This window comes from Kingella sp. SNUBH-2017 (assembly GCF_028680565.1).
In the GTDB taxonomy this organism is placed as follows: domain Bacteria; phylum Pseudomonadota; class Gammaproteobacteria; order Burkholderiales; family Neisseriaceae; genus Kingella_D; species Kingella_D pumchi.
In genome coordinates this window covers 105,188-130,293 of sequence record NZ_JAPHVK010000005.1, presented here as the reverse complement: position 1 = coordinate 130,293, position 25,106 = coordinate 105,188, and the positions used below count along the sequence as shown (strand labels likewise).

General features: G+C 62.6%; 23 protein-coding genes and 1 tRNA gene. 16 read left to right on the top strand and 8 right to left on the bottom strand.

Translation table 11 applies throughout. The annotated features are described in order from the left end of the window. Positions 1-78 precede the first annotated feature (78 nt). On the top strand, positions 79-1,323 hold the full coding sequence (locus OP500_RS05785; protein ID WP_274070460.1) for an RsmB/NOP family class I SAM-dependent RNA methyltransferase: 1,245 nt from the start codon (positions 79-81) through the stop codon (positions 1,321-1,323). 464 nt (positions 1,324-1,787) lie between these two features. On the opposite strand, the gene OP500_RS05780 is transcribed toward OP500_RS05785, so the two are convergent. Further along, on the bottom strand, positions 1,788-2,048 hold the full coding sequence (locus OP500_RS05780) for a hypothetical protein (RefSeq protein ID WP_274070459.1): 261 nt from the start codon (positions 2,046-2,048) through the stop codon (positions 1,788-1,790). A 79-nt stretch (positions 2,049-2,127) separates the two neighbouring features. Then, positions 2,128-3,036, bottom strand: coding sequence for an oxygen-dependent coproporphyrinogen oxidase (gene hemF / locus OP500_RS05775; RefSeq protein WP_274070458.1), 909 nt, complete (start codon positions 3,034-3,036; stop codon positions 2,128-2,130). A gap of 183 nt (positions 3,037-3,219) precedes the next feature. Here hemF and OP500_RS05770 point away from each other — a divergent pair, with 183 nt between their 5' ends. The 7 genes from OP500_RS05770 to OP500_RS05740 all read left to right on the top strand — a co-directional run bounded on the left by OP500_RS05770 (position 3,220) and on the right by OP500_RS05740 (position 10,490). Continuing rightward, positions 3,220-4,095, top strand: coding sequence for a DUF808 domain-containing protein (locus OP500_RS05770; RefSeq protein ID WP_274070457.1), 876 nt, complete (start codon positions 3,220-3,222; stop codon positions 4,093-4,095). A 165-nt stretch (positions 4,096-4,260) separates the two neighbouring features. Then, the gene (locus OP500_RS05765) at positions 4,261-5,457 is read left to right on the top strand and encodes an acetate kinase (protein WP_238746588.1); all 1,197 of its coding nucleotides are present in this window, start codon (positions 4,261-4,263) and stop codon (positions 5,455-5,457) included. A 224-nt stretch (positions 5,458-5,681) separates the two neighbouring features. Next, on the top strand, positions 5,682-6,680 hold the full coding sequence (dusB, locus tag OP500_RS05760; RefSeq protein ID WP_238746587.1) for a tRNA dihydrouridine synthase DusB: 999 nt from the start codon (positions 5,682-5,684) through the stop codon (positions 6,678-6,680). A 172-nt stretch (positions 6,681-6,852) separates the two neighbouring features. Next, a complete protein-coding gene (locus OP500_RS05755; protein WP_274070456.1) occupies positions 6,853-7,281 on the top strand; it encodes a DUF4878 domain-containing protein in 429 nt (142 codons plus the stop codon). A gap of 72 nt (positions 7,282-7,353) precedes the next feature. Beyond that, the gene (locus tag OP500_RS05750) at positions 7,354-7,959 is read left to right on the top strand and encodes a YiiX/YebB-like N1pC/P60 family cysteine hydrolase (protein WP_274070455.1); all 606 of its coding nucleotides are present in this window, start codon (positions 7,354-7,356) and stop codon (positions 7,957-7,959) included. 109 nt (positions 7,960-8,068) lie between these two features. Further along, positions 8,069-9,445 carry a UDP-N-acetylmuramoyl-tripeptide--D-alanyl-D-alanine ligase gene (locus tag OP500_RS05745; protein ID WP_274070454.1) on the top strand — a complete coding sequence of 459 codons (1,377 nt, stop codon included), beginning with the start codon at positions 8,069-8,071 and terminating at the stop codon, positions 9,443-9,445. Next, the gene (locus OP500_RS05740; protein ID WP_274070453.1) at positions 9,438-10,490 is read left to right on the top strand and encodes an MBL fold metallo-hydrolase; all 1,053 of its coding nucleotides are present in this window, start codon (positions 9,438-9,440) and stop codon (positions 10,488-10,490) included. Before OP500_RS05745 ends, OP500_RS05740 begins: the two co-directional genes overlap by 8 nt. A 193-nt stretch (positions 10,491-10,683) precedes the next feature. Here OP500_RS05740 and OP500_RS05735 read toward each other — a convergent pair whose 3' ends face one another. Continuing rightward, entirely contained in the window at positions 10,684-11,010 is a 327-nt protein-coding gene (locus OP500_RS05735; protein ID WP_274070452.1) for a hypothetical protein, read from the bottom strand. Positions 11,011-11,041: 31 nt separating this feature from the next. On the opposite strand from OP500_RS05735, the gene OP500_RS05730 reads away from it, so the two are divergent. After that, on the top strand, positions 11,042-11,329 hold the full coding sequence (locus tag OP500_RS05730) for a hypothetical protein (protein WP_274070451.1): 288 nt from the start codon (positions 11,042-11,044) through the stop codon (positions 11,327-11,329). Between the two features lie 251 nt (positions 11,330-11,580). Next, complete coding sequence (locus OP500_RS05725) at positions 11,581-12,402, top strand: VanW family protein (protein WP_274070450.1); 822 nt, start codon at positions 11,581-11,583, stop codon at positions 12,400-12,402. A gap of 198 nt (positions 12,403-12,600) precedes the next feature. Here OP500_RS05725 and truB read toward each other — a convergent pair whose 3' ends face one another. Next, the gene (truB, locus tag OP500_RS05720) at positions 12,601-13,557 is read right to left on the bottom strand and encodes a tRNA pseudouridine(55) synthase TruB (protein ID WP_274070475.1); all 957 of its coding nucleotides are present in this window, start codon (positions 13,555-13,557) and stop codon (positions 12,601-12,603) included. Between the two features lie 210 nt (positions 13,558-13,767). On the opposite strand from truB, the gene OP500_RS05715 reads away from it, so the two are divergent. From OP500_RS05715 to OP500_RS05705, 3 genes are all read left to right on the top strand, one after another. Then, positions 13,768-14,538, top strand: coding sequence for a ferredoxin--NADP reductase (locus OP500_RS05715; protein ID WP_274070449.1), 771 nt, complete (start codon positions 13,768-13,770; stop codon positions 14,536-14,538). Positions 14,539-14,716: 178 nt separating this feature from the next. Next, the gene (locus OP500_RS05710) at positions 14,717-16,882 is read left to right on the top strand and encodes a primosomal protein N' (RefSeq protein ID WP_274070448.1); all 2,166 of its coding nucleotides are present in this window, start codon (positions 14,717-14,719) and stop codon (positions 16,880-16,882) included. Positions 16,883-17,042: 160 nt separating this feature from the next. Then, positions 17,043-17,118, top strand: a tRNA-Phe gene (locus OP500_RS05705). A gap of 129 nt (positions 17,119-17,247) precedes the next feature. Here OP500_RS05705 and pta read toward each other — a convergent pair. The 3 genes from pta to OP500_RS05690 all read right to left on the bottom strand — a co-directional run bounded on the left by pta (position 17,248) and on the right by OP500_RS05690 (position 21,115). Then, positions 17,248-18,741: a phosphate acetyltransferase gene (gene pta / locus OP500_RS05700; RefSeq protein WP_274070447.1), complete on the bottom strand. Its 1,494-nt coding sequence runs from the start codon at positions 18,739-18,741 to the stop codon at positions 17,248-17,250. A 144-nt stretch (positions 18,742-18,885) separates the two neighbouring features. After that, complete coding sequence (gene dapE, locus OP500_RS05695) at positions 18,886-20,028, bottom strand: succinyl-diaminopimelate desuccinylase (protein ID WP_274070446.1); 1,143 nt, start codon at positions 20,026-20,028, stop codon at positions 18,886-18,888. Between the two features lie 127 nt (positions 20,029-20,155). Then, positions 20,156-21,115 carry a hypothetical protein gene (locus OP500_RS05690; RefSeq protein ID WP_274070445.1) on the bottom strand — a complete coding sequence of 320 codons (960 nt, stop codon included), beginning with the start codon at positions 21,113-21,115 and terminating at the stop codon, positions 20,156-20,158. A 294-nt stretch (positions 21,116-21,409) separates the two neighbouring features. Between OP500_RS05690 and OP500_RS05685 the strand changes: the two genes are divergently transcribed. Beyond that, positions 21,410-22,006: a CoA pyrophosphatase gene (locus OP500_RS05685; protein WP_274070444.1), complete on the top strand. Its 597-nt coding sequence runs from the start codon at positions 21,410-21,412 to the stop codon at positions 22,004-22,006. 17 nt (positions 22,007-22,023) lie between these two features. Here OP500_RS05685 and OP500_RS05680 read toward each other — a convergent pair whose 3' ends face one another. Then, positions 22,024-22,464, bottom strand: a complete 441-nt coding sequence (locus OP500_RS05680; protein WP_274070443.1) for a hypothetical protein — start codon at positions 22,462-22,464, stop codon at positions 22,024-22,026. 170 nt (positions 22,465-22,634) lie between these two features. On the opposite strand from OP500_RS05680, the gene OP500_RS05675 reads away from it, so the two are divergent. Continuing rightward, positions 22,635-24,344 (top strand): molecular chaperone HscC, encoded by a 1,710-nt coding sequence (locus OP500_RS05675; RefSeq protein WP_238746568.1) that lies wholly within the window; start codon positions 22,635-22,637, stop codon positions 24,342-24,344. A gap of 111 nt (positions 24,345-24,455) precedes the next feature. After that, entirely contained in the window at positions 24,456-25,079 is a 624-nt protein-coding gene (locus tag OP500_RS05670; RefSeq protein ID WP_238746567.1) for a nuclease-related domain-containing protein, read from the top strand. The last annotated feature ends 27 nt before the right edge of the window (positions 25,080-25,106 follow it).

Below are 25,106 nucleotides of genomic sequence, written 5' to 3'. Positions count from 1 at the left end.
CAGGCTGCCTGAAAAACGTGCGCCCGCCGCCGAATCGGCTACAATGCCGCCCTTTGCCCGCCGCGCCCGTTTTCCCTTATGACACCCGCCCGCCTTGCCCACACCGCCGCCGTCCTTGCCGAAGTGCTTGCTTTCGAGCGCCCGGCCGATGCCCTGCTGGCCGCCTATTGGCGCCGCCATCCCAAGCTCGGCCGCCAAGACCGGCACCGCATTGCCGAAACCATTTTCGCCGCGCTGCGCCACTACCAGAAAATCCTTTCCCTGCTGCCCGATGCGCCCCGCCAAGCCCGCGCCGCCGCCCTGCTGGCGCTGCAGTTTGGCGGCGAAGATGCCGCCGCGCTGGCCGGCGAAGCCGAGTGCGAACTACTCGCTCGCGCCGCCCAAACCGATTTTTCAGGCTGCCTGAACACCGCATCCGAGCTGCCGCAATGGCTGACCGACACCCTGCGCGCAGGCGGCTGGGACGACGCGCGCATACTGGCTTTCGGCCGCAGCAGCGCCCAAAGCGCACCGCTCGATTTGCGCGTCAACACCCTTAAAGTGCGGCGCAGCAAAGTCCTGCCGCAGCTGCAGGCCGAGTTTGCCGGCACCGCCGCCACGCCCTACGCGCCGTACGGCATCCGCATCGGCGGCAAACCGTCGCTGGCCGGCCATCCGCTGTTTGCCGGCGGCGCGCTCGAAGTCCAAGACGAAGGCAGCCAGCTGCTGGCGCTGCTGCTCGGCGCCCGCCGCGGCGAAACCATAGTCGATTTCTGCGCCGGCGCCGGCGGCAAAACCCTTGCCATCGGCGCCCAAATGGCCGGCAGCGGCCGCATCTACGCCTTTGACACCGCCGAAAAACGCCTCGCCAACATCAAACCGCGGCTCGAGCGCGCCGGCCTCACCAACGTCCGCGTCGAGCGCATCGCCCACGAACACGACGCCCGCCTGCAGCGCCTGGCCGGCAAAGCCGACCGCGTGCTGGTCGATGCCCCCTGCTCCGGCATGGGCACCCTGCGCCGCCAGCCCGACCTCAAATACCGCCACAACCCCGACACCGTAGCCGAACTCGTCCGCCTGCAGCAGTCGGTACTCGCCGCCGCCGCACAGCTGGTACGCCCCGGCGGCCGGCTGGTATATGCCACCTGCAGCGTGCTGCCCGCCGAAAACGCCGCCCAAGCCGCCGCCTTTCTCGCCGCCCACCCCGATTTTGCCGAACTCGATGCTGCCGACATCCTGCGCGCCCAAAAAATCCCGCTCGACACCGGCCGCTTTTTGGAGCTGGACACCGGCCGCCACGGCACCGACGGCTTTTTCGCCGCCGTTATGGAACGCCGCCGGTAAAGCGTTTGCGCCAGTCAAAGAACGAAAGCAGCCTGAAAAGTTTTAGCTTCGCAGGCTGCTTTTGCTTGGTAGCTTGTCGATCAGGCAGGGGGTTTGATTCGTTGTTGTGGTGCACGGTGTGCACCCTACGCCCGCTACCCCGTTTACCTGCTCCAAACCGCCCATTAAAAGCAGCCTGAAACCATAAATCAGTTTTCAGGCTGCCTTGCAGTGAGGTTTGCCACTACAGCCCTACCCCTGGCGCAGCCGAGAAGCCGCGCGGCGATGAAGCGCAAAGGTAGAGCGGGCAGCATAGTCAGACCAAACAGCAAAGCCGTTGCGAGAGAAATCCCAAGCAGCCTGAAAAAAACCGTCCGCCACTCTCCACAAACCGTCCATCCAAAAAGCAGCCTGAAAACCGCAAATCCGGTTTTTCAGGCTGCTTTGCCATCAACCACATCTCAGGCCGGATGCAAAAATCCGGCCTAACGCCTGCCGATATTCAAACAGAAAATACCAAACATCACCGCCAGCAGGATATTGGCCAGCACCCAGAAAAAATAGGCGGTTTTCGCTTCGCGGACGCCTTCGCGCCTGAGTTCGTCCACCTTATTCCACACCGCCACCTTGCTGAACCTGACGCGCGGATCAACCCGGTGCTTAATCTTGGCGGCATAAAAATGATACAGGGCAAAGGTTGCGAAATAGGCAATCAACAAGACTTTAAATGCGCCGTACATAATCATCTGAATCTGCTCCCATCACCCACCCCCTTAAGCGGCCAAACCGTTTTCAGGCTACTTTGTTTTTTCTGGAACACCCCCGTCATCCCCGCTCCAAACCCAGCCAGTCGCGCGCCTGCAAGTAGGCGTTGAGTTTTTCCTCGGGGCTGCCGGCTTCGGGGCGGTATTGGTACTCGAAGCGCACCAAAGGCGGCATCGACATCAAAATGCTTTCGGTGCGGCCGCCGCTCTGCAGGCCGAAGAGCGTACCCCTGTCCCACACCAGATTGAATTCCACATAGCGGCCGCGGCGGTAAAGCTGGAACTGGCGCTCGCGCTCGCCGTAGGCGGTATTTTTGCGCCGCGCGACGATGGGGCGGTAGGCGGCGGCGTAGGCGTGGCCGACTTCGTTGAGAAAATTCAGGCTGCGCTCGAAATCCCAGCGGTTGAGATCGTCGAAAAACAGGCCGCCGACGCCGCGGGTTTCGCCGCGGTGCTTGAGATAGAAATATTCGTCGCACCAGTGTTTGAACTCGGCATAAACGCCCTCGCCGTAGGGCTGGCAGACGGCTTGGGCGGTGCGGTGCCAGTGCAGGATGTCTTCATCAAAGGGATAAAACGGCGTCAGATCGAAGCCGCCGCCGAACCACCATACCGGCTCGCGGCCGGCGGGGCGGGCGGTGAAAAAGCGCACGTTGGCGTGGCTGGTGGGCACATAGGGATTGCGCGGGTGGATTACCAGCGATACGCCGGCAGCTTCAAAGGGGGCGCCGGCCAGTTCGGGGCGGCGCTCGGTGGCGGCGGCGGGCAGCGCCTGCCCTTTAACGTGGGAAAAATTCACGCCGGCCTGCTCGAACACCGCGCCGTTTTTCAGCACGCGGCTCTCGCCCTCGCCCAGCGCGCTGTGCCACGAATCGGGCACGAAACGCGCGCCGTCTTCTTCGGCTTCCAATTCGGCGCAGATGTGGTTCTGCACGTTTTTCAATACTGCCAATACCTGTTCGATCTGCATGTCTGCTCCTTGGGTGGTTTCAGGCTGCCTGAAAGGCTGTTTGCGTTCGGCGCAGTGTAGCCGTCCGCGCGGCGGCGGGCAAGACAAGGGGACTTACTTTCAGGCTGCCTGCCGCTTTGGCGGCGCCATCTATTATAATTGCCGGCAAAACCCTTTTCCCCTCCCCTTTTTCAAGGAACGCAAATGGCTTTTTCCTCGCTGTTTACCCTGCTCGACGATATCGCTTCGGTGCTCGATGATGTATCGCTGATGACCAAAGTGGCCGCCAAAAAAACCGCCGGCGTGGTCGGCGACGATCTGGCGCTGAACGCCAACCAGATTACCGGCGTGCGCGCCGATCGCGAGCTGCCGATTGTGTGGGCGGTGGCCAAAGGCTCGCTGCTGAACAAGGCGATACTGGTGCCGCTGGCGCTTTTGCTGTCGGTGTACGCGCCCTATCTGGTGCTGCCGCTCTTAATGGCCGGCGGCGCTTATTTGTGCTTTGAAGGCGCGGAAAAACTGCTGCACCGCCTGTTCCACCGCCACGACGAAACGCCGGACACCGTACCCGACCACATCGCCGGCGACGAGAAAAGCAAAATCCGCGGCGCCATCCGCACCGACTTTATCCTGTCCGCCGAAATCGTCATCATCGCGCTGGGCAGCCTGCAGGAAGCATCGACCACCGTTAAAATCCTTGCTCTTTGCGCCGTGGGAATCGCCATTACCGCCGGCGTGTACGGGCTGGTGGCGGCGGTGGTGAAGGCCGACGACTTCGGCGCCGCGCTGCTGCGCCGCGGCGGCCGCCTGCTGCCCCTGCTCGGCCACGCCATTTTGCTGCTGATGCCGTGGTTTATGCGCCTGTTGGGCGTAATCGGCACGCTGGCGATGTTTACCGTGGGCGGCGGCATTTTCGTTCACAATATTCCCGCGCTGCACCATCTGATGCAGGCATTGGCGCTCGATGGCGGCGCCGCCGGCATGCTCGGCGATTTGCTGGCCGGACTGGCAATCGGCAGCGCCGTCTGCGCCCTGGTGCTGCCCGCCGCCAATCTGCTGCGCCGGCGCAAGGCAGCCTGAAAACGCCGCGACTCCTTTCAGGCTGCCGATACGAGCAGCCTGAAAATCCGGCAGCCGCCCCCGCCGAATATTTTTCCCTGAATCGGCGGGATTATTTGTTAAAATGCCGCGCTTTCAGGCTGCCTGCCTGAAGAAGTCCAACATCCAACCTCAAAGGAAAACGAAATGTCCGACAAACTGATTTTAGTATTGAACTGCGGCAGCTCCTCGCTCAAAGGCGCGGTCGTCAACAAAGACAACGGCGACGTGCTTTTGAGCTGCTTGGCCGAAAAGCTCAATCTGCCCGATGCCTACATCACCTTTAAAATCAACGGCAACAAAGAGCGCGTGGAATTGAGCGACGCGCCCAACCACACCGGCGCCGTCGGCGCGCTCTTGCAGGAATTGAAAAAACACGGGCTCGACAGCCGCATCGGCGCCATCGGCCACCGCGTGGTCAGCGCCGGCGAAGAGTACAGCGAATCCGTGCTGATCGACGGCAAAGTCATCGACGCCATCGAGCGCTGCATCCCGCTGGCACCGCTGCACAACCCCGCCAACCTGCTGGGCATCCGCGCCGCGCAGGAAATCTTCAAAGGCCTGCCCAATGTCGCCGTGTTCGACACCGCCTACCACCAAACCATGCCCGAGCATGCCTACACCTACGCCATCCCGCGCAAATACTACCGCGAGCTGCACCTGCGCCGTTACGGCTTCCACGGCACCAGCTACCGCTTCGTGGCCGACGAAACCGCGCGCTTCCTCGGCAAAGACCTCAAAAGCCTGCGCCTGGTAATCGCCCACTTGGGCAACGGCGCTTCCATCGCCGCCATTAAAAACGGCCAGTCGCAAGACACCAGCATGGGTTTGACCCCGCTCGAAGGCCTGGTAATGGGCACCCGCAGCGGCGACATCGACGCCAGCGTTTACCAGTTCCTTGCCGACAACACCGGCATGGGCATCAAAGAAATCACCGACGTGCTGAACAAGCAAAGCGGCCTCTTGGGCATTTCCGAACTCTCCAACGACTGCCGTACCATCGAAGAAGAAGCCGCCAAAGGCCACGAAGGCGCCAAGCTCGCGCTGGAAATCTTCACCTACCGCCTGGCCAAATACGTTGCCTCGATGGCCGTAGCCGCCGGCGGTTTGGACGTGCTGGCCTTTACCGGCGGCATCGGCGAAAACTCCGACGTCGTCCGCGCCAAAGTGCTGGGTTACTGCGAATTCCTCGGTCTGAAGCTGGATAACAACGCCAACCTGGCCGCCCGCTTCGGCAAAGCCGGCGTGATCACCACCGCCGACAGCCCGGCTGTTGCCGTGGTCATCCCCACCAACGAAGAGCTGATGATCGCGCAAGACACCGCCCTGCTCTCCGGCCTGTAAGCCCTGTGCCGCAACCAGGCAGCCTGAAAAGCCCGTTTCAAGGTTTTCAGGCTGCCTTTTTCGGTTGTTTCAGGCAGCCTGCGGAGCGAAGCGGAGTTGCGAAGCTAAAACCCCGCCGCATTTGGGTCTGCACGGCCGCATCGTTTATCATCCGCCCCGATTTCATCTTTCAGGCAGCCTGAAAAGCCAAAATCCACTTTTCAGGCTGCCTTTGCCTTATCAACATGCACATCGCCCACTACACCCTGCCCGCTCCCGCCATTGCCCTTGCGCCGATGGCCGGCATCACCGACAAACCCTTCCGCCGCCTCGCCCGCCGCTTCGGCGCCGACTGGACGGTGGGCGAAATGATCAGCAGCGACGCCTCGCTGCGCCACACCAGAAAAACCCTGCACCGCAGCGACCGCAGCGGCGAAGAAGGCGTGATTGCCGTGCAGATTGCCGGCAGCCGCCCCGAAGAAATGGCCGCCGCCGCCCGCTACAACGTCGAGCAGGGCGCGCAACTTATCGACATCAATATGGGCTGTCCGGCAAAAAAAGTCTGCAATGTGCTCGCCGGCAGCGCCCTGCTGCAAAACGAACCGCTGGTCGAAGCTATCCTCAAAGCCGTTGTTGCCGCCGTTGATGTGCCCGTTACCCTAAAAACCCGCTTAGGCTGGGACGAAAACCACAAAAACCTGCCCCGCATCGCGCAAATGGCCGAGCAGGCCGGCATCGCCGCGCTGGCGGTGCACGGGCGCACCCGCAGCCAGATGTACCGCGGGCAAGCCGAATACGCGCTGATTGCCGAAGTCAAACGCCGCACCAGCCTGCCTTTGTGGGTGAACGGTGACATCACCAGCCCGCAGAAAGCCGCCGCAGTACTCGCCCAAACCGGCGCCGACGGCGTGATGGTCGGCCGCGCCGCGCAGGGGCAGCCCTGGCTGTTTGCCGACATCCGCCACTACCTTACCCACGGCAGTCTGCCGCCGCCGCAAGCCTTTCAGGCTGCCGCCGCCACCGCGCTCGAACACATCCGCGCCATCCACGAGTTTTACGGCGAAACCGCCGGCACCCGCATCGCCCGCAAGCACATCGGCTGGTATCTGCAAGCCCTGCCCGCAAGCGACGCCTGCCGCCACCTGTGCAACCAAAGCGACAGCGCCGCCATGCAGTACGACACGCTGGCGCAGTTTTTCGCAGAACGCGCGCAGCAAACGGCATACTGGCCGCGCAGTTATTAGCCGGGGTTTTACCAACGTTTCAGGCTGCCTTTGATGGACAAGGCAGCCTGAAACCAATCTGCCCCCCCAAACTTTCAGGCTGCCTCCAAAGCAGCCTGAAAACGCAAAAGCCTTGCCGCAGCGGGCGGCATCCTGCACAATCGGCGCTCCCACCCTAACGAAAGCCGTCATAATGAAAACGCTGAAAAAAACTGCCCGCCTGTTCGCCGCCGCCGCGCTCGGCCTGCTGCTGGCCGCCTGCTCCGGCGCCTCATCCAGCCCCGAATCCGCCGCCAAAACCTTTGTCGAAAAAAGCTATGCCGGCGATGCCGACGCGGTGGTGTCGATGGTTTACCTTTCCGACGCCGACAAAGCGAAAAGCGGCGTCGAAGACATGCTGCGCGGCAAGGTGAAAGCCGCCGTCGATCGCAAAAAAGCCTATGCCGAGCAGCGCGGCGGCGTGGACGAAATCACCACCGAAGCCGCCGAAGCCGCCCCCGCCCGCGACGACGGCCAGCAGCGTGCTACCGTCAAAGTGCTGGTCAAATTCAAAAAAGGCGACAGCCGCCACGAAAACGTGCGCCTGATCGAAAGCGACGGCGCTTGGAAAATCCGGCTTTAAGCCTTGCCGATATCCGGTTTTTGCAACGCAAAAAGCAGCCTGAAAGCCCTGAGCAGCCTGAACCGAAACCCCATGCCCCGCTTATTCCGCCGCCTGTTGTGCGTTCTGCTGCCGCTGGCGCTCTGCACATCATTCTTCCCCTACCGTGCCGCCATCCCGCTGCCCGCCGCCGCGCTGCTGCAACGCGGCGACTGGATACTGCGCGGCGGCACCGGCGCCGACAGCGCCCTTATCCGCCGACTCAGCCGCAGCCGCTATTCGCACATCGGCATGGTGGTACAGACCGCGCCGCAGGTCATCATCGCCCACGCCACCACCGACGACGACCCCGCCCATTCCGACCAAGTGCTGCTCACGCCGCTGCGCCAGTTTCTCGCGCCCGACAAAGCCGACGCCGTGCTGGTGCTGCGCCCGCGCTTTCTCACCGCCGAGCAGCGCCGCGCCGCCGCCGCCGATGCCGCCGCCCAGCAAGGCCGCTCGTTCGTGCTCACCGCCCGCAGCGAAAACCCGTTTTACTGCACCCATCTGGTTCTCGACGCCGTGCGCCGCCAGGGCGCCGATTTCAAGCCGCAATGGCAGTATCTCGACATCGCCGTCTTTCGCGGCGAATACCTGTTCCCCCAGGCCTTTCTCGCCGCCGATGCCGAAACCGTGTACCGCTACGACGGCGGCGAATAGTTTTCAGGCTGCCTTTACCCCCAAAGGCAGCCTGAAAAGATAAAATGCCGCCTTTTTGCAGGCAGCCTGAAAGCATCGTTTGCCGAACCCACCACCTGAAAGCCCTACCATGCCCATTTTGGATCTCGAATTTGTTGCCCAAACCCTGAATCTCCCCGCCCCCGCGCACAATGCCGCCGTCGGCCGCGTTTTGATCGACAGCCGGCAGGCGCAGGCGGGGGATTTGTTTGTTGCCCTGGCGGGCGAAAACCGCGACGGCCATGATTTTGTTGCCGATGTATTGGCACGCGGCGCCTATGCGCTGGTGTCGCGCGACGACTGCGCCGCTCTTTCAGGCTGCTTTGCGGTAGCCGATACGCTGGCGGCGCTGCAAACGCTGGCGGCGGCGTGGCGGCGGGCGGTGAACCCGCAGGTGTTCGGCATCACCGGTTCCAGCGGCAAAACCACCGTGAAGGAAATGCTGGCCGCCGTGCTGCGTGCCAAGTTCGGCGCCGATGCGGTGCTGGCCACGGCGGGCAATTTCAACAACCACATCGGCCTGCCGCTGACCCTGCTGGCGCTGCGCGATACGCACCGCTATGCCGTGATCGAAATGGGCATGAACCACGCCGGCGAGCTGGCCGTGCTCACCCGCATCGCCCGCCCCGATGCCGCGCTGGTGAACAACGCGCAGCGGGCGCACGTCGGCTGCGGTTTTGACGGCACCGCCGACATCGCCCGCGCCAAAAGCGAGATTTATCAGGGGCTGGCCGCAAACGGCACCGCGCTGGTGCCGCTGGAAGACGCCCACGCCGCTATTTTTCAGGCTGCCTGCGCCGCCTTGGGCGTCAACACCCAAACCTTCGGCATCGAAAGCGGCGATATCCACGCACAAAACATCGTCCTGCAGCCCTTTGAGAGCACCTTCGATTTGGTGTGCGGCAGCGAAACGGCAAGCGTCGTCCTGCCCGCGCCCGGCCGCCACAATGTCGCCAACGCCTGCGCCGCCGCCGCACTGGCGCTGCATGCCGGACTGACGCTGCCCGAAATCGCCGCCGGCCTGGCGCGTTTTGCCAATATCAAAGGCCGCCTGCAACGCAAAGCCGGCATCCGCGGCAGCATGATTATCGACGACAGCTACAACGCCAACCCCGACAGCATGAAAGCCGCCATCGACGTGCTGGCCGCGCTGCCCGCGCCGCGCGTGTTTGTGATGGGCGACATGGGCGAGTTGGGCGACGACGAAGCGGGCGCCATGCACGCCGAAATCGGTGCCTACGCCCGCGACAAGGGCATCGAAGCGGCATATTTTGTCGGCGATTACAGCGTCGAAGCCGCCGAAACCTTCGGCGCCGACGGCCTGTGGTTCGCCGCCAAAGACCCGCTGATTCAGGTGATCACCCACGTTCTGCCCGAAAACGCCAGCGTGCTGGTCAAAGGCTCGCGCTTTATGGAAATGGAAGAAGTGGCGGCCGAGCTGACCGACCCGGAATTACAGCATGATTAGGGAAAGCTGCCGCTGGCCGACCTATCCCGCCAGCGACCACTACAACCCCGCCAGCGGCCGTTTTTTCAACCCCGAGCCGCAGCGGGTAGTGCGCCCGCTCGATGCCGCATCCGCCGTGGCGCCGATGATGTTCCGCCGCAAAGACCGTTTTCCGCCGCAGCCGCTGCCGGTTATTGCTCCCGATTTTTCCCCGTTCAGGCAGCCTGAAAACAGCGAAAACGGCGAAACCGCCCGCTTTATCTGGTTCGGCCACTCCACCCTGCTGGCGCGCATCGGCGGTCTGAACCTGATAACCGACCCCGTTTTCGGCGCCGCCGCCTCGCCCTACCGCTGGATGTTCCGCCGCTTCCAGCCGCCGCTGGTGCCCGCCGCCGCGCTGCCGCCTTTGGATGTCGTCCTGATCAGCCACGGCCATTACGACCATCTCGAAGAAGCCTTTGTGCGCCGCTTTGCCACCGGCGGCGCGCTGTTTGTCGCCCCGCTCGGCGTCGAAGTGTGGCTCAAACGCTGGGGCGTGCCCGCCGAACGCATCCGCATTGCCGACTGGTACCAACCAATCCGCATCGGCCATCTTACGCTGACCGCCGTCCCCGCCCGCCACGACTGCGCGCGCGGCATTGGCGATCGCAACCGCAGCCTGTGGGCCGGCTGGGTGCTGGCCGCCGCCGGCGAGCAGTTTTATTTCAGCGGCGATTCCGCCTACGGCCGCCACTTCGCCGAAATCGGCCGTCGCTTCGGCGGTTTCGACCTCGCCTTTGTCGAAAACGGCCAGTACGACCGCCGCTGGCCGGACAACCACATGTTTCCGCACCAAACCGTGCAGGCCGCGCTCGACGTCGGCGCCCGCCGCCTGATGCCCATCCACTGGGGCATGTTCAGTCTCGCCCGCCACGCCTGGGACGAACCCGTGCGCCGCAGCAGCGCCTTCGCCCGCCAACGCGGCCTGCCCCTGCTCACCCCGATGCTCGGCGAATTGTTCGACAGCCGCAGCAGCGGCAGCGGCGACTGGTGGCAGAATGTGGCGGAGAAAGCCAAGGCAGCCTGAAAAGCCGTTGATACGGTTTTCAGGCTGCTTGGGCTAAAGCATGGGCATCCGCTAAACGCCCGGGCGTTACAGGCAGCCTGAAAACAACATTCAAGGCGGGCAGACACTCCGTTCCGCAACCACAAAAAAGCAGCCTGAAAGCCGCTGACACGGTTGTTCAGGCCGCCTTTTGCTTGGGCGGCAATACCGCAGGCTATTCCTGCCAATCCGCCCCGCAGCTTTGCGCGTGGCGGCGCAGGATGGAAAGCGTTTCGGCGCGGTCGGAATCGGCGAGCAGGTGCAGCGGCAGGCGCAGTACGGCGCGAGTGTCCTTGCTGCCGCCGTCAAATTTAAGCTGGGCGTAAGGGCGGCGGAACACCCAAGTGCGGCGGATACGCACGCTGCGCAGCGTGCGCCAAAGGGCGAAATACGCCCAGCCGTCGCCTGATTGGCTGCTCAGGCAGTAAAATTCGGTGTCCGTCCACGCCCACGGTAGGCTTTTGGACAGCAGCCTGTCCCAAAAGTTGATTATGCTGCCCATAAGCCCCCCCAATCCAGGCGCTGTAAGGGATTTGGCTGCCAAACAGCCGCCAAATGCCGTCCATCAGAAACATCACGCCAACGCCAACCAGCAGGCTTTCAAACCAGTATTTGACCATGCGGCGGCGTTGGCACTCAAAACGCCGCCCCGGCACCTGCGCCAAATCGTGCAGGCTGCGGAAGCGCCAAAAGGCTTTTGTACGGGGGGTACCGGACTGAAAGTGATGCTTTCAACGGCGCCGCTGCCATCGCATTGCAGCCACAATTCCACCGCCATGCCTTTTGCCGGCAGGGCAAAGTTGCTTGCATCGGGGCGGTAGTTGTCAAACGACAGCGTGTAAACGGCGCCGTTATCGGCACGGGCGCTGCCGGCAGACTGCTGTCATTCGCTAATTTCGGCGTGCTGCCGGCGGGTAACGGGTTCGAGCATGGCGGGCAGGGTTTGCAGTTGGAAATGGCAAGGATTATGCCTGTTTTTGCAGCAAATATGGCCGCTCTTGATACAAAAGCAGCCTGAAACTGCCCAAGAATTTTCAGGCTGCCTTGCCGGCAATAAACACAAAGGAGAAACATGCCAAACAAGCCAAAAGTCGCCCAACCCCTTTACCGCAGCCCGCTGCGCCTGTGGCTCGGGCGCGAGTATTTTATTTTCAAGCGTTATTGCCGGTGGTTTTTCGGCGGCACAAACTGGGCACGGCCGCAAAAACAGCCTGAAACGCCGCATCTGGTGTTCCGCCACCATTCGCCCGTGCTGCGCCCCTTGCAGGGCGTCGATATGCGTTTGCAGGAGAACAAGCGCACCAATCTGGCGCTGGCGCTGCGGCATCTGCACGATACCGTAATCGCGCCAGGACAGACCTTTTCGGTGTGGCGGCTGGTCGGCCGGCCGACGCGGCGCAAAGGCTACCTGCCCGGGCTGGTGCTGGACAACGGGCAGATCGGCAGCGGCACCGGCGGCGGGCTGTGCCAGCTCGGCAATCTGCTGTTTTGGCTGTTTGCCCACAGCCCACTGGCAATTACCGAGCGCTACCGCCACAGCTACGACGTCTTCCCTGGCGTCGCCCGCAGTGTGCCTTTCGGCGCCGGCGCCACGCTGGCCTACAACTACATCGACCTGCAGGCGTACAACCGGACGCCGCACCATTTCCGTATCCGCCTGTGGCTGGACGAAACCGACCTGAACGGCGAACTGCTTTGCGACGCCGAACCGGCCGAGCGCTACCGCGTTGAAGAGCGCGACCACCGCATCGTCCAGCAGCCCTGGGGCGGCTACACCCGCCACAACCGCATCGTGCGCGTGGGCGAAAAAAGCGGCGAAGAAACCCTGCTGGCGGTCAACCATGCGGTGATGATGTACGCGCCGCTGCTATCTGATGGCGAAGCGGCGCGCTAAATACTTTTCAGGCTGCCTTGCAACAGACAAGGCAGCCTGAAAGCATTGCGGCACCCGGTTTGGCCGCTGCTTTGACTGCGTTCGGAAAAATACCCGATTCGAGCGAGAGTTTTCAGGCTGCCATAGACTGCCAAGAACAAAAAAAGCAGCCTGAAAACCAAAATCATGGTTTCAGGCTGCTTTTTTGCGTTTGGCGCTTCACATCTCCTGCGCGGCGCTCATCATGCGCAGGGCTTTCAGGCTGCCGGAGACGCAGTGGGCGAGGCCGGCGAAGCGGCCGTCGGGGGCGTAGATGCGCAGCGGGTGCGCTGACAGGCTTTCAGGCTGCCTGAAAATGTCGGGGAAACTCGTAGCGAAGTCCGGTGGCAGGGCGGCGCTTTGGCCGCAGGCCAGGCGGCGGACGGTGCCGGCATCGGCGTTTAGGCGCGGCAGGTGGGCGAGCATGGCGTCGCAGGGCAGCAGCAGTGCGTCGCGTTCGGCTTCGGTGAGCGCGGCGAGTTGCTCGTAAGTATGGGCGTCGTTTACCGAGAAACCAGCGCTGGCGGTGCGGCGCAGGGCGGTAAGGTGGGCGTAGGTGCCGAGCTGTTTGGCGATGTCTTCGGCCAGGGTGCGGATGTAGGTGCCTTTGCTGCAGGCAACGTCGATTACGGCGTGCGGCGGGGCGAATTCGCGGATATCGATGCGGCGGATGACGATGTCGCGCGCTTTGCGCTCGATAACGATGCCTTTGCGGGCGTATTCGTACAACGGGCGGCCTTCGTGTTTGAGCGCGGAAAACATCGGCGGCACTTGGCGGATGGCGCCGGTGAGTGCGGTGCAGGCAGCCTGAAATTCGGTGGCGGATACGTCGGCACGGCCGCGGGCGACGATTTCGCCTTCGGCATCGCCGGTGGCGGTGGCGGTGCCCAGTTGGAGCGCGGCGGTGTAGGCTTTGTCGGCATCGAGCAGGTATTGGGAGAACTTGGCGGCTTCACCGAAACATACGGGCAAGAGGCCGCCGGCCAGCGGATCGAGCACGCCGGTGTGGCCGGCTTTTTCGGCGCGGTACAGGCGGCGCACCTGCTGCAGGGCGGTGTTGCTGCTGATGCCGACGGCTTTGTCGAGCAGCAGCACGCCGCTGATTTTGCGTTTTTGGGGCTTGGGGCTTGGGGTCATGGCGGATAAGGCGGGGGAACGTGGGGCGGGGGCGGGGCTGCGGCAAGGCAGCCTGAAAGCGGCTATAATCGCGGCGTTTTCAGGCTGCCTGCGCCGCGCGAGTGCGTACAAACGGGCTTTCAGGCTGCCTGCGGGCGCGCATTGTTGCCCATCGTTTCCCGTCTGTAAAGAAATTGCGGCGCCGCGCCGCGCCAACCGAAAGGTCGTGTTATGAGCGAAATCCAGAAATTCAGCGAAGAGAAAGTGTTGTGGGTGAAACGGCACAGCCCCAAGCATCTGACTTTTGCCATCAGCCGCCCCGAGAGCTACCGCTTTGAAGCGGGGCAGTTTTCCCGCCTGGGCTTTTACGAGGGCGAGGGCTTTATCTGGCGCGCTTATTCGGTGATTTCTGCCGAATATGCCGACACGCTGGAGTATTTCGTGGTGCTGATCGAGGGCGGGCCGATGTCGGCGCTGCTGGACAAAATCCAGGAAGGCGACAGCATTTTGCTGGACAAAACCGCGCAGGGCTTTTTCCTGCCCGGCCGTTTTCCCGACGGCCGCGACCTGATTATGCTGTGTACCGGCTCGGGCATCGCGCCGTTTTTGTCGATGCTGCACCAGCCGGAAATCTGGCAGCGCTTCGATACGCTGGCGCTGGCGCATTCGGTGTCTTATCCGTCGGAGTTGGTGTTCAACGAATTTTTGGGCAGCCTGAAAGAGCATCCGCTGGTGGGCGAGTTTGCGCACAAGCTGCGTTTCGTGCCGGTTACCACCCGCGGCAGCGAAGAAGGCACGCTGCATTTCAGGCTGCCTGAAGCGCTGAAAAACGGCAGTCTCAGCGCCGCGTTCGATCTGCCCTTCAGCAAAGAGCACAGCCGCTTTATGCTGTGCGGCAACCCGCAGATGGTGCAGGACACTTTCAAAGCGCTGCTGGGCATGGGCTATGCCATGCACCGCAACAAAATCCCCGGCCAGATTATGATGGAAAACGGTTTTTAAGCCCGTTGCCGACCGGCAGGCAGCCTGAAAGCCCCCTTGCCGCTTTCAGGCTGCTTCTGCGCCCGGCGCCGGCATTTTGATCTTGCCTGCACGTTTTCCCCGATCCGCCGCCTATCCCGTCCGTTTTCCCGTTTTACGCTCCGCCGCGCAGGCAGCCTGAAAGAACATCCGCCCCGCCATGATTTACCACCACGTCGCCCTAAACACCCCCATCGGCCTGCTCACCTACCGCCACCCGCAGCCGATTGCCGCCGGCAGCCGCGTGCTGGTGCCCTTTCGCGGCAAAACCGTCTTGGGCATCGTCTGGCAAAGCGGCATCACGCCCGACATCGCCGCCGGCAAAATCCTGCCGGTGGGCGAAATACTCGCCGACGGCTGGACGCTGCCGGACAACTGGCGCGATTTGGTGTCGTTCGCCGCGCGCTACTACCACTACCCGCTGGGGCAGACGGTATTCGCCGCGCTGCCGCAGGGTTTGAAAGAAAGCCGCCCGCAGCCGCTGCCGGTACCGCCGGTGCGCCATCGCTTAAGCGCCGCCGGCCGCGCCCAAGCCGCACCACCTGCCCGCGCCCGCCGGCAGCTGGCGCTGTGGCAGGCATTGGCAGAAGAACACGGCGCCGACGCAGGCAGCCTGAAAAGCCTGCATCCGGACGCGGCCAAGCTCGTGGCGCAATGGCAGGCGCAGGGCTGGCTGGAAACCTTTGCCGAAGCCGCCGCCGCGCCGCTGAGTGCGCCGCATCCCTTAAACGCCGGCCAAAACGAAGCCGCCCAAGCCATTCAGGCTGCCCTGGGCACCTATCAGACTTTTTTGCTCTACGGCATCACCGGCAGCGGCAAAACCGAAGTCTATTTCGAAGCCGCCGCGCAGGCGCTGGCAGCGGGGCGGCAGGTGCTGTTTCTGCTGCCGGAAATCAATCTCACGCCGCAGCTGATGGAGCGCGTGGCGCGGCGTTTTCCCGGCATCCCCACCGCGGTGCTGCACAGCCAGACCCCCGCCGGCCAGCGCTGCCGCGACTATCTGCGGGCAATGTCCGGCGAAGCGAAACTGCTGATCGGCACGCGGCTGGCGGTGTTCACGCCGCTGCCCGATCTGGGGCTGATTGTGGTCGATGAAGAACACGACGCTTCGTTCAAACAAGACAACGAATTGCGCTACCACGCCCGCGATCTGGCGGTATGGCGCGCGCGGCAGAGCGGCTGCCCTGCGGTATTGGGCAGCGCCACCCCCAGCCTGGAGAGCTGGCGCCACGCGCAGGAGGGCGGCTACCGCCTGCTGACGCTGGCCGAACGCGCCCGCAGCCAGGCGCGGCCGCCGCAGGTGGAGATTCTCGACGTGCGTAAGCTCAAGCTCGAACACGGCCTGTCGCCGCAAGCCCTTGCCCTGCTGCGCGACAATCTGGCGCAGGGTGGGCTGTCGCTGGTTTACCTGAACCGCCGCGGCTTTGCCCCCGCCCTGTTTTGTTCCGACTGCGGCCACAGCTTCGGCTGCCCGCACTGCGCGGCGAAAATGGTGCTGCACCGCCGCGCCGGCCAGCTGCGCTGCCACCACTGCGATTTCAGGCTGCCGGTGCCGCCGCGCTGCCCCGACTGCGGCAACCAGGATTTGAGCGCGCTCGGACAAGGCACCCAGCGCGTGGAAGAACACCTGCGCCTGCTGCTGCCGCAGGCGCGCATCGAACGGGTGGACCGCGATTCCACCGCCCGCCGCCAAGACTGGCAGACGCTGTATGCCGCGGTGGCCGCCGGCAGCGTCGATATTCTGGTCGGCACCCAGATGCTCGCCAAAGGCCACGACTTTTCCCGCCTGAATCTGGTGCTGGTGCTCAATGCCGACGGCTCGCTGTTCAGCACCGACTTTCGCAGCGGCGAGCGCCTGTTTGCCGAACTGATGCAGGTGTCCGGCCGCGCCGGCCGCGCCGACAGCAGCGGGCGGGTGCTGATTCAGACCCAGCTGCCCGAACACCCGCTGTTTGCCGCCGTGCGCGCCCAAGACTACGCCGCCTTTGCCGCGCAGGAGAGCGAAGAGCGCCGCCGCTACGGCCTGCCGCCCTACGGTTTTCAGGCTGCCTTGCGCGCCGACGCACCGCGTTTTGACGAAGCCGCCACCCTGCTCAACGGCATCAAACAGCAAATCACCCCGCAGCTGCCGCCCGAAGTGTCGCAGTTCGGCGCGGTACCGATGCTGATGGCGCGTCTGGCCGGCCGCGAGCGCGCGCAGCTCTTTCTCGAAAGCCCGTCGCGCCCCGCCCTGCACCGCGCCGTATCGCTGTGGGTGCAGGCGCTGCACGCGCAAAGCGAGCGCCGCATCCGCTGGTCGGCCGACATCGACCCGCAGGAAATGTAGCCCGCAAAAGCAGCCTGAAAACCGCGCCCAGCCTTTCAGGCTGCCTGTTTGCGCCAATACCCGAAACTTTAATCCGATATAATTCATGCCGATAAAATTTTCAGGCTGCCCAAGCCTTGCCAAGAGCGGCCTTCTTTGGTTTAATGCGCGTCTTTCGCAAGGCCAGATAGCTCAGTTGGTAGAGCAACGGACTGAAAATCCGTGTGTCGGCAGTTCGATCCTGCCTCTGGCCACCAAGTTTTTAAAGCCGCTTTCCAAAGCGGCTTTTTCTTATGGCAAATTTCCCCGCCGTTTGCCGCGCAAAAAAAGCAGCCTGAAAACCAAAATCGGTTTTCAGGCTGCTTTTTTATTGCACTCAGATCAGCTTATTTGGCCTGCTCGATCTGTTCGGCCTGGATGGCGGTAAGGGCGATGGTATAGACGATGTCTTCCACCAGCGCGCCGCGCGAAAGGTCGTTTACCGGCTTGCGCAGGCCTTGCAGCATGGGACCGACGCTCAGCACGTTGGCGTTGCGCTGCACGGCTTTGTAGGTGCAGTTGCCGGTGTTCAGGTCGGGGAAGACGAACACGGTGGCTTTGCCGGCGACGGCGCTGTCGGGCGCTTTGGATTTGGCAACGCTCTCAACCACTGCGGCATCGTATTGCAGCGGGCCGTCCACCGCCAGATCGGGGCGTTTTTCGCGCACCAGGCGGGTGGCTTCGATAACGGCATCAACATCGGGGCCGCTGCCGGAATTGATAGTGGAATAGGAAATCATCGCCACACGCGGCTCGATGCCGAAGGCTTTGGCCGAATCGGCCGACTGGATGGCAATCTCTGCCAGCTGCTCGGGCGTGGGGTTGGGATTGACCGCGCAGTCGCCGTAAACCACGGTCTGGCCGGGCAGCAGCATAAAGAATACGCTGGATACGATGCTGGCATTGGGCGCGGTTTTAATCAGCTGCAATGCAGGGCGGATGGTGTTGGCGGTGGTGTGCACGGCGCCGGAAACCAGGCCGTCCACATCGTTTTGCGCCATCATCATGGTGCCCAGCACCACGGTGTCTTTGAGCTGTTCGCGCGCCTGCTCTTCGGTCAGACCTTTGGATTTGCGCAGTTCGCACATCGGCGCGACGTATTGCTCGGCGATGCTTTCGGGATCGATGATTTCCAGGCTGTCCGGCAGGGCGATGGCCAATTCCTGCGCCACGGCATGCACCGCGTGGCGGCTGGCCAAGAGCACGCAGCGGGCGATGCCTTTTTCGTGGCAGATAGCGGCGGCGCGCACGGTGCGCGGCTCGGCGCCTTCGGGCAGCACGATGCGTTTGTTTGCCTTGCGGGCGGCCTGCATCATGTTGTAGCGGAACTGCGCGGGCGACACACGGTCGCTGCCGGTTTTCGCCAAATGAGCGGTATTTTCCGGCTTGGCGGCACTGCCCAGATACGGCAGTTTCACCAGTTCGGCGGTTTTCGGATTGTCGGCAACCACGCCGGCGAACACCACGTCGCGGCCGGCGAAGGTCTGCTTGGCGGCGGCCACGCGGCGCGCGCTTTCGGCGGAATGGTCGCCGCTCACGGCAAACACCACCGCCGCATTAAACGACAGCGCCAGCTCGACGTTTTGCGATGACAGCAAAAGATTGTCGGCATCGGGCTGGATGCCCTGGATGACGATATTCCGCTGCGGCAGCGCGCCGACTTCGCCCACCAGCAGATCGAGCCAGTCGTCGCCCTTGCCTTCGGACAGCAGGCGCTCGGCGCGTTCGGCATCGGCCAGCGGATTGAAAACGGCCGCATCGGGAAGCGTTGCGGCCACGGCTTGGGCAACGGCACCGCTGTTGGCATAGCGGCCCACCGGCACAATCAGGATTTTGGACATAGTATTTTCCTTTGGTAATCAGACAAACGGACAAGGCGGCAATATAGCGTATTTGCGCCGATTGATAAACCGCTTTATCCGGCAAAAAGCAGCCTGAAAGCGGCAAAAAACGCTTTTCAGGCTGCTTTTTTTGTCCCGACCTTTTCAGGCTGCCAGCAGATCGGCGAGCATGTTTTCATACACCGCCGAAAGTTTGGGAATATCGGCCAGTTCCACGTTTTCATTAACCTGGTGGATGGTGGCATTGACCAGCCCCAGCTCGATCAGCTCGCGGGCGACGGCTTTGATAAAGCGGCCGTCGGACGTGCCGCCGGTGGTGGAGAGCGCGGCGTCGATGCCGCAGACGGCTTTTACCGCGCGTTTGGCGCTGTCGGTCAGGCGGCCGGCTTCGGTTAGGAAGGGATGGCCGGAGAGCGACCAGTCGAGCGTATAGTTCAAACCGTGCGCGTCCAGAATTGCGTGTACCCGTTTTTTCAGACTGCTTTCACTGCTTTCGGTGCTGAAACGGAAGTTGAACTTCACGTCCAAATCGCCGGGAATCACATTGGTGGCGCCGGTGCCGCCTTGGATATTGGAAATCTGAAAGCCGGTGGGCGGGAAATAGGCGTTGCCGTTGTCCCAATGCTCGGCGGCCAGCGCGGCCAGCGCGGGGGCGGCGCGGTGGACGGGGTTGTCGGCCAGATGCGGATAGGCGATATGCCCCTGCTTGCCGATCACTTTCAGGCTGCCTGAAAGCGAGCCGCGACGGCCGTTTTTCAGGGTGTCGCCCAGCTGCTTTTCGGCGGTCGGTTCACCGACGATGCAGTAGTCGATGCTCTCGCCGCGCGCTTTGAGCGCATCGACCACGCGGGTGGTGCCGTCGGCGGCGTCGCCTTCTTCGTCGGACGTAATCAGCAGGGCGATGCTGCCGCCGTGATCGGGATGTGCGGCGACAAAGCGCTCGCAGGCGGTAACGAAGCAGGCGATGGCGCTTTTCATATCGGCGGCGCCGCGCCCGTAGAGCCGGCCGTCGCGCTCGTTGGGCACAAAGGGCGGGCTGTCCCACGTCGCTTCATTGCCGGCGGGCACGACATCGGTATGGCCGGCGAAGCACAGCAGCGGCGCCGCCCTGCCGCGCCGCGCCCACAGGTTTTTGGTGTTGCCGAAGTTCATTTCTTCGATTGCAAAACCGATGGCGGCCAGGCGCTCGGCCAGAATCTGCTGGCAGCGGCGGTCGTCAGGCGTTACGGAGGGTTCGGCAATCAGTTGTTTGGCCAAATCAAGGGTGGCGGTTTCGTGGGAAGACATGGAAGGCAGCCTGAAAAGTTGGAAAATCAAAAGGGGCGGATTTTAACCGATGGGCGGGCAAAAGGGCGAAAAGCAGCCTGAAAACGGCTTTCAGGCTGCCTATGCCGCTTGGCGGCGTTTAAGCGTTTTAAGCGTCGAGCCGCTCGCCGTTAAAGGTTTTGCGCCGTTTCCAAAAGGCAAACTGCGGCTTGGGCGGCACGGTGAGCACGCCGCCGGACAAACCGTCGCAGACCAGGCGCAGGCCTTTCAGGCTGGCGGTTTTGAGTGCGTCCCACACCGGGGCGAAAAAGTCTTTTTCCCAAGCCGCAAGGGTATCGAGATAGCGGGCGGGGTCGTCGCTGCCGGCGTTTAAGGCATCGAGCCACAGGGCGCTGCGGTTGATGTCGGCACCGGCGTTGCGGCACTGCTGCTGCCAGGCGGCAAAGTCCTGCGGCTCATCGGCGGTGTTCAGCGCGCTGTGGCTGCGCCACGGATTGCCGCTGCCCACCAGCTCAAAGGCTTCGGCCGGCGCCGGCAGCACCGGCGGCGTCCACAGCCAAACGGCATTGACCGGAATGCCGCGGCCGCTGTTGAGCGGATGGGCGTGCAGCCACATCTGGATTTCGGTCTGCATCGACAGCCATTGGCGCGCGTTTTCGCCCTGCGCGCGGGCGGAGCCGTCGATCAGCCCTTCGGCCTGCCACAAGGGCGGCGCCTGCCAGCCGGCCGGCTCAGGCAGGGTCAGCAGCCACAAATCGGGGCGCAGCACGGCAAACTCGGCGTCGCCGGCGAAAAACTCGTTCAGGCCACGGCACCACTCTCCGGCTTCTTCGGCGCTGATGCCGAGTATGGCGCCGCCGTGCTGCATAATGCTGTTCATGCCGGTGCGCTGGCACACCGGACTGGCGTAGGCCTGATTGGCCGGCAGATCGAAGGCGGCGCCGAGCCAGCGGCCGAGCATCTCGCCGCGCTCGGCGGCTTCGCCGGCAAAACGGCCGAAGCGCAGCAGGCGGTTTAAAGCGGGGGTGGGCGGCAGCGGCAGTTGGGCGGCGTTCTCGCGCAGCAGGCCGGGAAGAATCAGGGTAAACATGGGCGGATAAAACGGCAAAAGCAGCCTGAAACGGCCGCCGAAACAGGAAAAACGGTTTTTCAGGCTACCAAGCTTGCCGGCAGCGCCAACCGGACGGAAAAACCGGCGGATTCTAGCATTTTTCCGTTTTTCAGGCTGCCTGCGCGGGCAGAGCGCCGCCGCTCTCCGCCGGCAGCCTGAAAGCGGCGGCGTTTGTGCGCTACAAGACGCGCGTTTTCAGGCTGCCGCCGTTGAAAAAGCGCCGCCCAAGCCTTAGCATGGCCGCCTTAACTCTTTTCCCAACCGTTTTCAGGCTGCCCTGCCGTTTGCGCCATGATTCCGAACGACTTGACCGCTTTTCTCGCCGCGCTCCACCGCCACCCGCCGTCCGGCGCGTTGGCTGCGCGCAATTTCAGCGTGCGCCGCCACCGCGGCACCTTTAAAGAAGCCGCGGTGCTGGTGGGCATTGTGCCCGATGCTGCCGGCGCCCAGCTGCTGCTGACCCGCCGTACCGCCAGTCTGCGCCAGCACGGCGGCCAGATTGCCTTTCCCGGCGGCCGCCAAGACCCGCAAGACGCCGGCAGCCACACCGCCACCGCCCTGCGCGAAGCCGCCGAAGAAATCGGCACCCCGCCCGAGAGCTGGCAGACCTTCCCGCCGCTGCCGCCCTTTTATTCGCCCACCGGCTACAGCGTCCGCCCCGTGCCCGCGCTGCACACCGGCGGCAGCTGGCGCGCCAGCCCCGACGAAGTGGCGGAAATCTTCCTGCTGCCGCTGGCCACCGCGCTGAACCCCGACGCCTACCGTTTCCGCCCGCTGCCGCAGGAGCTGGAGCGCGTCGTCCCCGCCCTGCCCTACCGCCATTACGACATCTGGGGACTGACCGCCGCCATTCTCTACCACATCGCCCAAGCGGCGCAGGCAGCCTGAAAAGCGCCGGCAGGTTTTCAAGCTGCCTGCGTTCCGTTCATTTCCACCCATACTTCTTGCAAAATCGCACCCAAGCCTTTTCCAAACCCTTTATTGTGCCGGCAAAAATTAAAATCGGCGGCAGCGTCCCGCCATTGCGCCACCAGCGGAGAACCGTCGTCCGCAAGCTCGATCTCAAAATAAACAATCTGCTCGCGCCCGTGCATGATCCAACCATAGAGATATTCGGCTTCGTGAAAACTATTGTTGTCAAACGAGCCGCCCACATCAAAAAACACGGCGTGTTCGGTGTCGATTCCGCGTTCTTGGCAAACTTGCGCCAAGACATCAGGCAGGCCATGTTCGCGCCAATAGCGGGCTTCCCGCAGGCAGTTTTCCTTAATCTGTTTGTTTTGTGATTGGACATCCAAACCGCGCGCCATTGTTGCCTCCACAAGAAAAAGCGGATTATCGGCCAAATGCGTGCCGATACAAAACCGCTTTCAGGCTGCACTGTTTGGGGCGGTAGGACAGCTAATCCCCTTGCGAAAAAGAAACCCCAAGAGCAGCCTGAAAGCAGAAATTCTGTTTTCAGGCTGCCTTGTTTTACAATACGCGCCTTTTTCACAAACGTTTGACTGAAACCGCCATGACCCTGCAAATCGGCATCGATCTGGGCACCACCAACAGCTTGGTCGCCCAATTTCTCGACGGCGAAACCCGCCTGATTCCCAACCGCCTCGGCCATTTCCTTACTCCCTCCGTCGTCAGTGCCGACGATGCGGGCAATATCCTTGTCGGCCTGGCCGCCCGCGAGCGTCTGCGCACCGCGCCGCAGTCCACCGCTTCGGCTTTCAAACGCTTTATGGGCACCGACAAAACCTTCCGCCTCGGCGGCAAAAACTTCCGCGCCGAAGAGCTGTCGGCGCTGGTGTTGAAGCAGCTCAAAGAAGATGCCGAAGCCTTTTTGGGCGAAGCCGTTACCGATGTTGTGATTACCGTACCCGCCTATTTCAACGCCATCCAGCGTCAGGCCACGCGCAACGCGGTGCAGATGGCGGGGCTCAATCCCTTGCGCTTACTGAACGAACCCACCGCCGCCGGCCTGGCCTACGGCCTGCAGGAGCGGCCGGACGACACCCGTTTTCTGATTTACGACCTGGGCGGCGGCACCTTTGACGTGTCCGTGCTCGATTATTTCGACGGTGTGGTGCAGGTGTCCGCCAGCGCGGGCGACAACCATTTGGGCGGTGAAGATTTCGTGCAGGTGCTGCGCCACTGCTTTTTACGCCAATGCAAAGATTTGAGCGACGACGAACGCGCCAAACTCACCGACAGCAGCGAATTGTGGCAGGCGCTGGAAACCGCCAAGCGCAAACTCGGCAGCGAAATGCAGGCGGAAATCGCCGTAAACGTTGGCGGGCGCATGGTGTCCGCCAACGTTACCCGCAACGAGTTCCACGAAGCCGCCAAGCCGCTGATGGCACGATTGCGCCGCCCGCTCGAGCGCGCCCTGCGCGATGCCAAGCTGCGCCCCGACGAAATCGACAGCATTATTCTGGTCGGCGGCGCCACCCGTATGCCGCTGATTCGCCAGAGCATTGCCCAACTCTTCCGCCGCATTGCCAACGTATCGGTGAATCCCGACGAAGCCATCGCCCGCGGCGCGGCGGTTCAGGCTGCCCTGATTGCCCGCGACGAGAGCGTGGAAGAAGTGGTGCTCACCGACGTAATGCCCTTTTCGCTGGGCGTGGAAACCAGCGTCGAAATCGAAAACGGCCAGCTGGTCGGCGGCCGCTTCTCGCCGATTATCGAGCGCAATATGCCGGTGCCGGTGTCGCGCGTCGAACGCTATTTCACCGTAAACGACCATCAGGACGCCATCCGCTTCAACGTTTTTCAGGGCGAATCGGCCGTTGCCAAAGAAAACCTGCATCTGGGCAGCATGGAAATCAAAATCCCGCCGCGCCCCGCCGGCGCCGTGTATGCCGACGTGCGCTTCAGCTACGACATCAACGGCCTGCTCGACGTGGACATCAGCAACGACGAGTTCGACATCCGCGCCAACCAAACCTTCCGCCACAACAGCGCCAACCTCAGCGAAGCCGAAATCCAGGCCTCGCTGGCCAAACTCGCCGCGCTCAAAGTACATCCGCGCGAGCAGCAGGAAAACGTCTATCTCTTGGAAAAAGCCAAACGCCTCTACGAAGAATACCTTGGCGACCAGCGCCAAACCATCGGCCATGCCCTCGCCCAGTTCGAACGCGTGTTAGAGAGCCAAGACCCCGCCGCCATCCGCCGCGCACAAAAAGAGTTCGGCGAATTTTTGGAACGCTACGACGGCGGCTGGCTGCTGTAAAACAACGCCGCAGGCAGCCTGAAAGCCTTTTTCAGGCGGCCTGAAAAGAAAACGGAAGCAGCCTGAAAGCCTTACCAAACCGCAAATCGAAGTTTTTTGTGCCGAGATAATATGAGCAATCTGACATGGTTTATCGTTTTGGCGTTATCGCTTGCCATACTGAAAGCCTTTCTAAACAGCCCGACCATCAAAGGCAAAATGGGTGAATCCGCCGTCCGTTCGCGCTTGGGCAAGGATTTGGATCAGAAAATCTACATCCCGTTTCACGACCTGATTATTCCGGCCGGCTCGGGCACTACCCAGATCGATCACATTTACGTTTCTGTTTTCGGGATATTTGTTGTCGAAACCAAAAACTACACGGGCTGGATTTTCGGCAGCGAAAAACAGGCATATTGGACGCAGACCATCTACAAGGAAAAACACCGCTTCCAAAACCCGCTGCGGCAAAACTACGCGCACATCAAAGCACTGGCCGCCCTGTTGAAGCTGCCCGAAAGCGTTTTCCATTCCGTGGTGGTGTTTACCGGCGATTGTGAGCTGAAAACCGAAATGCCGCCCAATGTCTGCCGCACGCGCCAAGCCGCACGGCATATACGGAGTTTTCAGGCTGCCCTGCTTTCCAAAAGCGAAGTCCGAGCCGCCCTATCCGTCTTGTCCGACCCCAAATATCAGGCAGACAGCGAAAAACTGCGCCTGCACAAAAAGCACCTGCGCCAACGCCACAAACGCTGATACCCAAAGGCAGTCTGAAACGGCTTT